Below are 13,220 nucleotides of genomic sequence, written 5' to 3' on the forward strand. Positions count from 1 at the left end.
CAGATAATGTGGTGCTGCTTTTTTTATTTTTTTGAATGCTTTGCTAGCTAACTGTTCAGTCCGCTATGAAACGATACCAAACACACTCGTTATCGTCATACCGGACTTGATCCGGCATCCAGAATTCACCTTCTGGAGTGTCAAACTGGATGCCGGATCAAGTCCGGCATGACGGTTAATGAAGATTTTTCGTTCAAAATATGCTCGTTCCATAGAGACCTGAATTGACACTTTGCTAGAAGTCTAAAATCAAGCCTTATTGCCAAACATATGAGAAAACTGCTGCAGTAAATCAGCTGGGTTGATGCTGCCTGCATCGGGCAATTGCCCGTTTGGCGAGAGCTTGTCGATGATGCCTGGTAGCATTTCAGCGAGGTGATTGGCCGTCTCACCATGCGATAGGCCGACCGCTTCTGCCAGTTGGCTCAATTGATCGCTGCCCAGGGCGCTTTGCAATTGTTCGCCCGATACCGCTTGATTCGCGCCATTGCCTAACCAACTACTCACCGCATCGCCCAAGCCAGCATTTTGCAGAGTACCGATCAGGCCTTGCAAGCCGCCACCTTGTTGACCACCGCTATTGTTCAGAAAACCCATGGCTGCCTGCAGTAACATCGCTTTCGGGTCATTGCCCGGAGCTTGATTGCCAGCCAACATGCCTAATGCCGTGTCTAAGAGACTCATGATAGTCCGATCAAAATGAAATGAATAAACGTAAATAAAAGTAAAGCTAATTTAATATTACTTCAAAATTCGAAAGGCAATTGTGAACTTTGTATGAATTTAATGTAATTTTTAACGGCTAGCGATACTTTTAAGGGCATGCCCGAAGACGCAATAACCATGCGGCTTTCCAGCCTATCTGGCCTGCAGGCCGCATGGAATATGCGCGCTGCCACTGTGTTTAAAATGCTAAAGGCTACATGCCGCCCCAGGCCGCGTTGAGGATAGCAATCGCGGCCAGTCCAGCGGTTTCGGTGCGTAAAATGCGCGGGCCCATAGCCAGCGACAGCGCTCCCTGATTAATTGCCAACTGTTCTTCTGCTTCAGAAAAGCCGCCTTCGGGTCCTATCATTATACTGACGGCTTGCGGGGCTTGATGGCGCGCCCAATCGGCTAAGGAGCTGGTGGCGCGTGGCGTTAAGAGTATGCGTTTATGCAGATCTTGCTGGGCCAGCCATTTTTGAACGTCAATCAGATCACCCAGATGTGCCAGGCGATTGCGGCCGCATTGTTCGGTGGCAGAATTGATCACGCCTTGCCAGTGGGCCATTTTTTTCTCGGCACGCTCGTTCGATAAGCGCACCACGCAGCGTTGCGCCGATAAAGGCTGTATGGCACTGGCACCGAGTTCTATGGCTTTTTCTATGATCCAATCCATTTTCGAGCCTTCTGGCAAGGCTTGTGCCAGAGTCAGGGCATACGGCAGTTCGACTTCTTCCGGCAAAAACACTTTGACTTCGGCGCACGCCTGTTTCTTGCTAATAATGGTGAGCGTAGCGACGTAGGCGCCGCCTTCGCCGTTAAATAATTGGATACTGTCGCCTACTTCCAGGCGCAGTACGAACACATGGTGGGCGAGGGTGTCGGGCAGATCGACAATGGCGCCGATAGTTAGTGGCAGGGGGCAATAAAAACGGGGCATAACGAATACCAGAGTAAGAAGGTGAAAAGACCAATGCAAGCAAAGTCACCGGAAGAAAATGATACTGTTGATACTGTCTTCGCAGGTATCAAACAAATGAACGCATTTGCACGCAGATTATACGGCCAGTTTCATTGCAATGGCCGTCTTGACATCGACTTTGGGTGCTCGATCATGCGCGCCGGAGTCGCAACTCTAGGCTTAGGCGCGGAGCAATTGTCGTAATTGCGCTCTGCTCTGGTAAAATAGACGGTTTTGCGGACCTCGCCAGGTTCTCAATGCATTATTCTCAATTTTTCGATTTTTTGACCTTACTCATCTACTCGCCATGATTTCATCTACTCCCTCAGCAGTTACCACTAAGATGGCCAACGCGATTCGCGCCTTGTCTATGGATGCCGTACAGAAGGCCAATTCCGGTCATCCGGGTGCGCCTATGGGGATGGCGGAGATTGCCGTTGCTTTGTGGGCGGGACATTATCGCCACAATCCTGCCAATCCAAAATGGATCAATCGCGACCGTTTTGTGCTCTCGAATGGTCATGGCTCGATGTTGCATTACTCGCTGCTGCATCTGACAGGCTACGACCTGAGCATGGATGAGATTCGCAATTTCCGCCAATTGCATTCCAAAACTGCCGGCCATCCTGAAGTGCATGTCACCCCGGGCGTAGAAACCACCACCGGTCCGTTAGGGCAAGGTATCACCAATGCGGTGGGTATGGCGCTGGCAGAGAAGTTGCTGGCGGCTGAATTTAATCAAGCCGGCGTGAATGTCGTCGATCACCGCACTTATGCCTTCATGGGCGACGGTTGTCTGATGGAAGGTATTTCGCATGAAGCCTGTTCTCTGGCCGGTACGCTTCAACTGAATAAACTGACGGCATTCTGGGACGACAACGGTATTTCTATCGATGGTCACGTTGAAGGCTGGTTCACCGACGATACCCCTAAGCGTTTTGAAGCCTACGGCTGGAACGTGATACGTGCAGTGGATGGGCATGATGTGGCAGCAGTGAATCGCGCCATCGCCGCGGCAAAAACTTCTGACAAACCGACCTTGATCTGCTGCCGTACCATTATCGGTAAGGGTTCGCCAAATATGCAAGGCACGCACAATGTACACGGCGCCGCTTTGGGTGATAAAGAGATCGCCGCAGTCCGTGCCAATATCGATTGGGCGTATCCACCGTTTGAAATACCTGCTGACGTCTATAGCGCTTGGGATGCCAAGACAAATGGTGCCAAGCTGGAAGCTGACTGGGATGCGACATTCCAGCAATACACGCAGCAATACCCGCAAAAAGCGGCCGAATTGACACGCCGCATGAAGGGCGATTTGCCAGCTAATTTCGACCAGGTTGTGCAAGACGCGATTGCTGCCTGTGTAGAGAAAAAAGAAAACATCGCCACCCGTAAAGCGAGCCAAAATGCGATACAGGCGTTTGCGCCATCGCTGCCAGAATTTCTCGGCGGTTCAGCCGATCTGACCGGTTCTAACCTGACTAACTGGAAAGAATGCGTGGCAGTGCGCGCTAATCAAGCCGGTAATCACATCAATTATGGCGTCCGTGAATTCGGTATGAGCGCCATCATGAATGGTATCGCTCTGCATGGCGGTTATATTCCGTTTGGCGCAACCTTTTTGACTTTCTCTGATTACAGCCGTAATGCAATACGCATGGCGGCCTTGATGAAGATACGTACGCTGTTCGTGTTCACGCATGACTCTATCGGTCTGGGTGAAGACGGTCCTACCCATCAGTCGGTTGAGCACATTTCGAGCATGCGTCTGATCCCGAATCTGGATAACTGGCGTCCTTGCGATACCGTTGAGTCTGCGGCGGCCTGGGGCCATGCGGTGAAGCGTAGCGATGGCCCGTCGACTTTGATTTTCTCGCGTCAAAACCTGCCATATCAAGAACGTAGCGCCCAGCAAATCGCGGATATTTCACGCGGTGGCTATATCTTGCAAGACGTAGCAGATGCCAAGGCGGTCTTGATCGCCACCGGTTCGGAAATTGAATTGGCAGTGAAAGCGGCGGCTGAACTGGCGCAACAAGGCATTGCGGTACGCGTAGTCTCTATGCCGTGTACCGACGTGTTTGATCGTCAGGATACGGCTTACAAAATGGCGGTATTGGGCAAAGGCTTGCCACGAGTGGCGATAGAAGCTGGCGTCACCGATATCTGGTACAAGTATGTCGGTCTGGAAGGTGCGGTCGTTGGTATCGATACTTTCGGCGAATCGGCACCAGCCGGCGTTTTGTTTAAGTATTTCGGCTTCACCGTAGAGAATGTGGTCGCCAAAGTTAATGCTGTGTTGGCATAAGTGCCCATGAATCAAACTATGACCAGCATCAAAGAGGTTAGCCTGCGTCGTGCTACTGTGGCAGACGCAGAGTCTATCGCCAAAGTTCGGATAGAAAGCTGGTTAGCTTGCTACCGCGGGATTATTCCGGACAGCTATCTCGATGAGATGAAGCTGGAAGATAGCGTACTGCACTGGCGCACCATACTCGAAGCGCTGGCTGCCGCGGGCGAAAGGATTTGTGTTTTTGTGGCCGAGAGTGAAGGGCAGATTATCGGCTTTGCTTCGGGCATGCTATTGCCTGAGACTAAACTTGGTATGCAGGCCGAATTAACGGCTTTGTATTTGCGTCCGGCATGGCAGCGTTCTGGGATAGGTCGGCGCATGTTACAAAAAGTGGCAAAAGTATTCCAGGCGCAAGGCATCAATAATTTGTTGGCTTGGGTTATTTCGGATAATGCTGCCGCTAGAAATTTTTACGAAGATCTGGGTGGCGCTTTATTGCGCGAGCAAGATTTCAATTGGGATGGTTTGGAGTTGAAAGAGGCAGCCTACGGCTGGAAAGATTTATCGATTTTGATGGCCTCAGTCCGCGCCTTGCCTAGCTCACTGGCTTTGCATTAAGTTTTTTTGTTCTATAGTGTTCTGCAACTTGTAAGTACTTTTTAATTTGTTTTAGTTCTTTGGAGATAAAACCATGACGATTCGCGTCGCAATCAACGGCTATGGCCGTATCGGCCGTAACATCCTTCGCGCACATTACGAAGGCGGTAAGTTTAAAAACGAGATTCAGATCGTTGCGATCAATGACCTCGGCAATGCAGAGTCAAATGCCCATTTGACACGCTACGATACTGCGCACGGCAAGTTTCCAGGCACAGTCACCGTCGAAGGCGACACCATGATCGTCAACGGCGACAAGATCAAGGTTTTTGCTGAGCGCAACCCAGCCAATATCCCTTGGGGTTCGCTCAATGTTGATGTCGTGTTGGAATGCACTGGCTTCTTCACGACTAAAGAAAAAGCATCTGCACATATCGCTGGCGGCGCAAAGAAAGTCATAATCTCGGCACCAGGCGGTAAAGATATTGATGCCACTATCGTTTACGGCGTCAACCATGGCGTACTGAAAGCGACTGATACCGTCATTTCCAATGCTTCATGCACCACCAATTGCCTGGCTCCATTGGCAAAGGTCTTGAATGACTCAGTTGGTATCGTCAACGGTTTGATGACAACGATCCACTCTTACACCAATGACCAAGTGCTGACTGATGTTATGCACGAAGACTTGCGTCGCGCCCGTTCGGCAACCATGAGCATGATCCCAACCAAGACAGGTGCTGCTGCTGCTGTTGGTTTGGTTCTGCCAGAGTTGAATGGCAAATTGGATGGCTACGCAATGCGCGTACCAACCATCAACGTGTCTGTGGTCGATTTGACGTTCATCGCTGCGCGCGATACTAGCGTAGAAGAAATCAATACCGTGTTGAAAGCGGCTTCCGAAGGTACCTTGAAAGGTATCTTGGATTACAACACTGCTCCTTTGGTTTCGGTCGATTTCAACCACAATCCAGCATCCAGTACTTACGATGAAACATTGACTAAAGTATCTGGTCGTTTGGTCAAAGTATCTAGCTGGTACGATAACGAGTGGGGTTTCTCTAACCGTATGCTCGATACGACAGTTGCATTGATGAGCGCCAAGTAATTACTCTGGCAATTAACTTAGTTCGATGTTTGAAAATGCCCCGAACTTTCGGGGCATTTTTTTGTCTATGCTGGGTGTATTGATTTCTTAGGAGCAGATATGTCATTGAACGTTAAGCTAAATCCGCGCAAATTATTCGCGGAAAATAAGGGTTTTTTACTTTTTCTAGTTGGTATGGTATTGATGCGCAGTGCTTTGGCCGATTGGTATTTGGTGCCATCGAGCTCCATGTATCCTAGTCTACTCGAAGGCGATAGAGTGATTTGCGACCGCGTCGCTTACGATGTCAAACTGCCGTTTACCGATGTGATACTGGCACATGTGGCCGATCCTCAGCGTGGCGATATCGTCACCTTTAGCTCTCCTGAAGATGGCGTACGCCTGGTGAAACGTCTTATCGCTGTACCGGGCGATGTGGTCGAAATGCGCGATGAAAAGCTCATCATTAATGGTGTCGCCGCCAGCTACACTGCTATCGCGGCGAAGAGTGCAGATCATCTGACGCCAGCGCGTGAGTATGCGAGAGAGCAACTGGTCTTTAACGAAACTCTGGGGACGCTACAGCATGGCATGATCGTTATGCCTGAACGTGCTGCAATGCGTAGTTTTGCGCCGGTAACAGTGCCGCCAGGGGAGTATATGATGCTGGGTGATAATCGGGATAATAGCCGCGATTCTCGTTTCATCGGATTGGTAAAGCGTGAACTAATTACCGGACAGGTGAAACGACTAATGTTTTCTCTGAATGCCGATAACTACTATTTGCCAAGATGGGAACGTTTCGGGGCGGGGGTCTAGCTTGCATTTTAAGCGATGCTGTCAGTTCTAGATGCGGTGCATACTAGAGCTGACAGCATTGCGCTAGGTGTATTTTAAAAGTTTGTTTTGAACTCTATTTGATGCTGGCGGCAACGTATCCTAGCGTCGCTGAAATCTGCTCTGCGGTAGCGATGAGATCGCCTAGCCATTCTTCTTGCAGACGTCCGGCGGGGGCCGAGATTGACAGGCCAGCTATCATTTTACCGCTATCGTCACGAATCCCGGCGGCCATACAGCGCACCCCTAATTCTAATTCCTCGTTATCGCGGGCGTAACCATGCTCTCTCACGTCTGCCAATTCTTTTTCCAGTTTCGCCAGGTCAGTGATGGAGTTTTTGTTGTGGCCGGCCAAACCGGTACGCGTGGTGTAAGCACGGATCGCCTTAGGTTCATCCAGAGATAAAAATAATTTACCGGTCGAGGTTAAATGCAGAGGGGCACGGCCACCGATAGCACGTACCACCTGCATTCCGGAGCGCTCGGAAAATGCCCGGTCTATATACACAATTTCATCGCCTTGACGCACTGATAAATTAACGGTCTGTTGGGTTTGTCTATGCAGAGTGCGCATAAACTCCAATGAAGCTTCTCTTACGTTAAGGCGGCTCTTGACCACATTGCCCAACTCTAGTAAGCGCATTCCCAGGCGATATGAACCTGCTTCGGCTCTGTCGACGAAACGGGTTTTGACCAAATCGTTCAAAATACGATGCGCCGTCGAGGGGTGCAGACCGGTGACTATGGCCAGTTCTTTGAGACTAACGGGATCCTGGTAGCGCGCTAAAGCATCGAGAAGAGAGGTAAGACGCTCTATGACTTGGATGGAGGTTTTATCGGAAGCTACGGTTTCGGTTTTCATAATGTGGTTGGTGCATTGCAATATATCCTTTATACCATAATGTGAAAAAAATGATAGTGGCAAAAATCAGAAATCATATGTTTCCAGCAAAAGATTTGATGGATCTCAGGTGCGTTAGCGTAAATGCCTCAAGTTAAGCTTGTCCTGTTAAAATTTGCCTTCGCGGAAATTTAAATTAATCAAGGGATGGCATGGAACAGCAAGAACCAGCGGTGAGTCAATTTAAAAGTAAAAGCGGTTTTGCTAGAATTTTTTCTGCATTGTTTTACTCTATCGATGGCTTTAAAGCTGCATGGAAGAATGAGCACGCGTTTCGTCAGGAGTTATTGTTAGTGGTGATCGGCGCGGTGATCGCTTTACTTCTGCCAGTCTCGTCCTTTGAGAAATTAATGATGATTGCGGTCTTGGTTTTGATACTGGTGGTCGAGTTGATCAATTCCGCTATCGAGGCAGTTGTCGATAGAGTCTCGTTGGAGCGCAATCCGCTCTCAAAAAATGCCAAAGACTTTGGCAGTGCCGCAGTTTTACTGACGCTCCTGATCGCGCTCGCGACCTGGGGCGTAGTGCTGTTTAATCGGTTTTACTATTGAGCTAGGCCGATAGATTCAGATGGATATGGCGAGATCGATGATGGCGGTAGTTAGTGCACTGCTTGGGTCGCTCAAGACATCGCAGATCGTCAAATGATTGCTGTCGGGTAGTGCAATGCTGATGTAATGCTGCGGTTTCCAGTGGTTTTCTAAAAGCCTAGTCTGCCGTTTGAATTCGTCTGATTCCAGGCCGCCTACCGCAGTGATAAAGGGGATGGCGCGCGTCAATGGCATCAGGCCAGGTGAGAGCGGCAAGATACGTTGTTCTGTCAGTTTGAGATCGGTATTGACGAAGTCGGTCTGCAGTAAAGGCGTTAGATCATACACACCTGAAAGTAAAGCTGCGGCCTTGATCAGATTCTCAGGTAATGCTGCATCATACGTGTTCCAGCTTGCCGTCATGAGCATCGCCGCTAAATGCGCGCCGGCTGAATGCCCGGCCAACATGATGCGCTGTGCATCAATCTCATATCTTTCCGCATTTTTATACAACCATGCCAGGGCTCGTAATTGTTGTTGAAGGATTTCTTCTACGCTCGCTTCGGGTGCCAGGCTGTAATTGAGCATCGCGACATTAATGCCGGCATTGGTAAAGGCGGGTGCCAGCAAGGAGAAATCAGACTTATCCAATGAACGCCACCAGCCACCGTGGATGAAGACCAGTAGCGGCGCATTCGCGACACGGGTGGGAAATAAATCTAGTCTTTCGCCGGCGCTGTCGCCATACATCAGATCAAACAGACCCGCATGGCGACGCCGCACTTGCGCCGATTGTTCTACCCAACGCGTAAAGATATGTGGGTGTTCAGGGATGCTGGCACGGGCATTGTATTGTTCGCTGTAGTAGTCGGCGGAGTGGTTGGGGCTTTTCATAGATGTGCGTCAGCAGAACAGAATAAAAAAACTATGCTAACCCAAGTTCAAGTGGAATGATATTGCGGTTTTTACCTAAGCTATTTGTACTTAGAGGTTAGTATTTTTATTTTAGCTTATACTGCGAGCCGGCAATGCCGATACCAAGGACTAGCAGTGTAATTTGTGAATGCGGCTAGCCGATGCGAACAGGTGAAATTTTCTTAACTTTTCCATTTTATATGACTAAACGCACAATAAAACAATTTGTCTCGCTGGCAGTGATTGCTGTCACCACTGCTTCAACTAATGTTATTGCTCAATCGTTTGACTCTGTTCGTTTATTTGGTGCAGCTCAAGGTAGCGATGGCGGTTTAGTCGGTGTTGGTGCTGTGATGGGCACAGAATACCGAGGCTCTGACCAACGTCGCAATATGCTGGTTCCCCTGCTCGACTATCAGTGGAGCAATGGCTGGTTTGCAGGTACCAGTAATGGCGTTGGTTATAATTTTTCTAAAAGCGCTGGCTTTGATTACGGTGTGCGTTTGACCGCCGATTTAGGTAGAAAAGAGAGTCGCTCAGACGCTTTGCGTGGCATGGGTGATATTTCGGCAAAGGCCGAGTATGGGGTGTTCTTGAACTATGCATTGACACGTGAGTTTACCCTGACCTCGTCTTACCGTTACGGCTCTAGAGACAACAACAAAGGTGGCGTATTGGATCTCGGCGCGGTGTATTCGTTTATGTTGGCGCCTAGCTGGCGTATGGCGCTAGGGGCGGCCACTTCTGTGGTCGATAGTGACTATATGCAGACCAATTTTGGCGTGACTAAAGCGCAAGCGGCGAGTAGCGCTTACGCTGTGTATATTCCCAAAAGTGGCATACGCGATTTGCGCGCTTCAAGCAGTCTTACCTACATCATTAATCCACGTGCATCGATGACTGCTGTTTTGTCTTATAGTCGTTTGGCTAGTGAGGCTAAAAACAGCCCGCTGACCCGCGATAGTAATTCGCTCACTGGGGTCATGGCGGCGGTTTACGCTTTCTAAATGCGGTTAAGCCAGCGTCAGCTTCATTTGTCTGGAGCTGACTAATTGGCTGTCAGTTGTAAGTACAGACGCGGCAAAACTTGCGGTAACTCCGCTGCATTTTTTACTAATACATAGCCATTGCTGCCAAATAAATGTGGCAGATAGTCGCCGGCTTTTTCATCGATGGTGACGCAAAATGGGGTCAGCCCTAGACGTCGTGCTTCCTGGATCGCGATACGGGTGTCTTCTATACCGTAGCGCCCTTCGTATTTGTCGAGGTCATTCGGTTTGCCATCTGTCAGTATCAGTAATAGTCGGCACCCGGTTTTTTGTTTAGCGAGGATTTGCGATGCGTGCCGGATCGCCGCACCCATGCGCGTGTAGTAGCCCGGTTTGAGCTCGGCCAGGCGTCCGCGTATTTGCTCGTTATAGCGTTCGTCAAAGCCTTTGAGCAAATGAAAGCGCACATTGTCACGTCTTACTGACGAAAATCCATACAGCGCAAAACGGTCTCCGGTCGTCGCCAACGCTTCGCTAAATAGGTAAAGACTATCGCGAATTACATCGATTACGCGTGCAGAATTATTTACCCAGGCATCGGTCGAGAGGGATAGATCGGCCAATAGCAGGCAGGATAAATCGCGGATTTGCTGTCTCTGATCGATATACAAGCCAGGCTCTGAAGTTGGTATGCCGCTATTTTTTTCAGATGCGAAGCGCACACAGGCGTCCAGATCGAGATCGCTGCCACTGACCTGGCCTTTCAGCCGTGTACGCAATGGCATCAGGGTTTGAAATTGTTGGCGCAGACGGTGCGCTGTCGGTTTTAGGGATGACGGAAGTTCGCATGGCCGGCTGTTTTTGGCTAGCATCATCTGGACCCTGCAATGTTGCGCTTGCAATTGGCGCTTACGGTAGTCCCATTCGGGATACAAAATTCCATCCGCCAAAAGCAGGTCGTCATCTGACTCTCCAGGCAAGTCCAGATCAAAACGAATACGGCTGGTGGTGGTCTTGCTATCGCTTGCGACACTTAAAAAATCGAGGTCGTTGGCGGCTTTTTCTGCATCGTCGTTATCGTCTTCATTCAGCGGCCTATCTACCTTGACGAATTCTGCCCAGGAAAATAGGCTCTCTGCACGAAACAACAACATGAACGGGCTCTTGCCATCTGGCATGCTGACGTTTTCGGCCAGGCGTTTGCGCGCTTGCTGGTCTTTTTTGAGGGTGCCGCCTTCCGGTTGTTGCGGTTCATTTCTAGCCGCTTTTCTTGGCTCTCCCATGGCCTGTGGCGGATCTGGATGTAGCCATAGCATGACCGGTGCTGCCGGCCTGCGGCCGACTTGGAAAGTGCTGACACTACCAGGCTCGCTGAGTGCCTGTCGTATGCTAAATTCGGCCTGCGCTTCCAAAGCGGCTAGCGTTTCGGGCGAGGGGCGCAGTGCGAATTCGGCCAGGCAAAGCCGTTCGTAAGTTGTTTTTAGACCTGGTAGGGCCAGCAAACAGGCCTGTGTTGCAGCTTGATTGCGAATTATCCAGCGGGCCTCTGGCGCCACATCATGCGCTGCTAAAGCGATCAACCAAAAATACAAATCGCGGTTGAGCTCCGTATCGGGAAAATGTTCTATCCAGGCAGGTAAATGCAAGGTAGTTTCATTGGCCCACGCCAGTTCTACTTTTTCGCTGATGCCTGCAACTCGTTCTAGCCACTGCCTGCGAGCGCCGTGCGTGGTGGAGGTACCTGCTTGCAGCGTGAGCCCGCTATCGCCGCCAAGGGCGCGGAAATAAATTGGTGCAATTCGTTCTAGCTGCTTGAGCTCAACCCGGGCTGCCGGGTAGCCGCGATAGGCGACTCGGGTAATGAGCTTATCCCACAGCCCGCCTATATACTCTTCCATTTATGACACTCCGTTCGACTTGATTTTGCCAGCGTGGTCGCGCACTAAGGCAATTTGTATGGTCTTGGCTTTACTGCCGGTGAGCGCCGCTTCTGATTCAGCGCGTACGTGATTGACCCAGCCGAGTAATTCACCTTCAGGATTTTCTGTTTGTGTATGGCTGCAGGCGTCTACGCACTGACCACATTGCACGCAGGCGAACATCATGCGTTTGACGTTGCGAGGGGTAAGACGCATAGGGCAGACCTGATCGCAGGCAGAAAAACAGCTGGCGCAATCTTTGGCGCGCTCGCGCTCAAATCCCACTACCATCGCCTTGTCGTTAGCCATCCAGGCTAAACTCTGGAATAAACCGACTGCGCAGGCATAGCGGCAAAACAAATGACGCGCAAACATAAATTCGATAAAAAAGGCGATGCTGCCAGCGGTCAGAAATACCGTTTGATTTCTGGTCAGACTCCAGTGCCAGATATTGCTGTAAATTTCAAATGGGGGCAGTAAGTAAGTAAGTAGCACGGTCGCCCACAACAGCGAGCAGACGATTACCAGAGGAATTACGCCTAACCACCAGATCGCATCGGGTTTGGTAAGGGTGCCATCGGCATTGCGCTCGTCCATTGTCTCTGGGTCCCAGATGCTTTGCTTACCTATGGCTTTTCTGAGGGTTTGATTGATGGTCTCGACGATAGAGAAATGCGGGCATAACCATCCACAATATAGACGCCCCCATTTCCAGCTGACATAGATGAGCGCAGCGCCGACCGACAATAAGGGTAAAAATGCTCGCAGAAAAATATTCAGTGCGGCCTGACCAGCACTGATGCCACCTGCAGAAAAATTATCTAATCCTAAAGTCCAGTCCATGCCGAGAAATATGAAATGACCCAGGTGTAAATCCAGACGGAATAGGTCAAAGATAGGCGCAAAGATAAATAATAGGAAGAAGCCAGCCTGTGTCAGTTGACGCCAGCGTTGCACAGCGATACCGAACAGTCCAGCATGCGCCTTCCCAGCTACCGGAACTATCGCAGCAACTCTGGGGCCGGTATTGCTAATTTTTTTTGGGCGTGAGACTTCTTGGCTTGCCATGTGTTTCACCTTTGCCAGCTTTACCACTTTCTACTTCCTATGAGTGGGTAAACATAGAGTTGCTTGGCCATGGCTCGCGCCAGACCTAAGACGCCGAACAGTATCAGCACTGCATGACAGCAAACGAAGTAAAGTATCAAAACCATCCAGGTGTAGGGCGATTGAAAACCGCCTAAAAGTACGATTAGCACTGTGACTATAGCTAGCAAGACCCCTGCCCAAAGGCTGGCGACGATGGTTTGCCGTAAATGACAGCGCGTCAACTCAGATTCACACCGCGGATTGCTGCGTGCTAGCCACAACAGCAACAGAAAACCCAAGCCCGGGAGTAGCAGCAGATTCAGCAGATACAGAGCTTCTGCCTGCACTGCAACGGATACATCGGTCTCTGGCGTATTCATATTTGGCGTATTTG

The 13,220-nt window shown here is 50.1% G+C and carries 13 protein-coding genes; 6 read left to right on the top strand and 7 right to left on the bottom strand.

Translation table 11 applies throughout. The features are described 5' to 3' along the window. Positions 1-249: 249 nt before the first annotated feature. Complete coding sequence (locus ACO0K8_RS02205; RefSeq protein WP_422944983.1) at positions 250-684, bottom strand: YidB family protein; 435 nt, start codon at positions 682-684, stop codon at positions 250-252. 235 nt (positions 685-919) lie between these two features. Continuing rightward, positions 920-1,645 carry a 16S rRNA (uracil(1498)-N(3))-methyltransferase gene (locus ACO0K8_RS02210; RefSeq protein ID WP_422944984.1) on the bottom strand — a complete coding sequence of 242 codons (726 nt, stop codon included), beginning with the start codon at positions 1,643-1,645 and terminating at the stop codon, positions 920-922. Between the two features lie 328 nt (positions 1,646-1,973). On the opposite strand from ACO0K8_RS02210, the gene tkt reads away from it, so the two are divergent. From tkt to lepB, 4 genes are all read left to right on the top strand, one after another. Continuing rightward, complete coding sequence (gene tkt / locus ACO0K8_RS02215) at positions 1,974-3,977, top strand: transketolase (RefSeq protein ID WP_422944985.1); 2,004 nt, start codon at positions 1,974-1,976, stop codon at positions 3,975-3,977. A gap of 6 nt (positions 3,978-3,983) precedes the next feature. Further along, positions 3,984-4,580, top strand: a complete 597-nt coding sequence (locus tag ACO0K8_RS02220; RefSeq protein ID WP_422944986.1) for a GNAT family N-acetyltransferase — start codon at positions 3,984-3,986, stop codon at positions 4,578-4,580. Between the two features lie 73 nt (positions 4,581-4,653). Beyond that, entirely contained in the window at positions 4,654-5,667 is a 1,014-nt protein-coding gene (gene gap / locus ACO0K8_RS02225) for a type I glyceraldehyde-3-phosphate dehydrogenase (protein WP_422944987.1), read from the top strand. A 99-nt stretch (positions 5,668-5,766) separates the two neighbouring features. Continuing rightward, a complete protein-coding gene (gene lepB, locus ACO0K8_RS02230) occupies positions 5,767-6,465 on the top strand; it encodes a signal peptidase I (RefSeq protein WP_422944988.1) in 699 nt (232 codons plus the stop codon). Between the two features lie 94 nt (positions 6,466-6,559). On the opposite strand, the gene ACO0K8_RS02235 is transcribed toward lepB, so the two are convergent. Beyond that, entirely contained in the window at positions 6,560-7,345 is a 786-nt protein-coding gene (locus tag ACO0K8_RS02235; RefSeq protein WP_422944989.1) for an IclR family transcriptional regulator, read from the bottom strand. 191 nt (positions 7,346-7,536) lie between these two features. Between ACO0K8_RS02235 and ACO0K8_RS02240 the strand changes: the two genes are divergently transcribed. Continuing rightward, positions 7,537-7,935, top strand: coding sequence for a diacylglycerol kinase (locus ACO0K8_RS02240; protein WP_422944990.1), 399 nt, complete (start codon positions 7,537-7,539; stop codon positions 7,933-7,935). 15 nt (positions 7,936-7,950) lie between these two features. On the opposite strand, the gene ACO0K8_RS02245 is transcribed toward ACO0K8_RS02240, so the two are convergent. Continuing rightward, a complete protein-coding gene (locus ACO0K8_RS02245; RefSeq protein ID WP_422944991.1) occupies positions 7,951-8,808 on the bottom strand; it encodes an alpha/beta hydrolase in 858 nt (285 codons plus the stop codon). Between the two features lie 221 nt (positions 8,809-9,029). Between ACO0K8_RS02245 and ACO0K8_RS02250 the strand changes: the two genes are divergently transcribed. Further along, positions 9,030-9,836 (top strand): MipA/OmpV family protein, encoded by an 807-nt coding sequence (locus tag ACO0K8_RS02250; RefSeq protein WP_422944992.1) that lies wholly within the window; start codon positions 9,030-9,032, stop codon positions 9,834-9,836. A 41-nt stretch (positions 9,837-9,877) separates the two neighbouring features. On the opposite strand, the gene ACO0K8_RS02255 is transcribed toward ACO0K8_RS02250, so the two are convergent. The 3 genes from ACO0K8_RS02255 to ACO0K8_RS02265 are packed head-to-tail and all read right to left on the bottom strand — an operon-like array spanning position 9,878 to position 13,206. After that, a complete protein-coding gene (locus ACO0K8_RS02255; protein WP_422944993.1) occupies positions 9,878-11,716 on the bottom strand; it encodes a nitric oxide reductase activation protein NorD in 1,839 nt (612 codons plus the stop codon). Beyond that, positions 11,717-12,805 carry a 4Fe-4S binding protein gene (locus ACO0K8_RS02260; RefSeq protein WP_422944994.1) on the bottom strand — a complete coding sequence of 363 codons (1,089 nt, stop codon included), beginning with the start codon at positions 12,803-12,805 and terminating at the stop codon, positions 11,717-11,719. A 20-nt stretch (positions 12,806-12,825) separates the two neighbouring features. Next, on the bottom strand, positions 12,826-13,206 hold the full coding sequence (locus ACO0K8_RS02265) for a hypothetical protein (RefSeq protein WP_422944995.1): 381 nt from the start codon (positions 13,204-13,206) through the stop codon (positions 12,826-12,828). Positions 13,207-13,220: the final 14 nt, after the last annotated feature.

This window comes from Undibacterium sp. Ren11W (assembly GCF_049340485.1).
Taxonomy (GTDB): domain Bacteria; phylum Pseudomonadota; class Gammaproteobacteria; order Burkholderiales; family Burkholderiaceae_D; genus Undibacterium.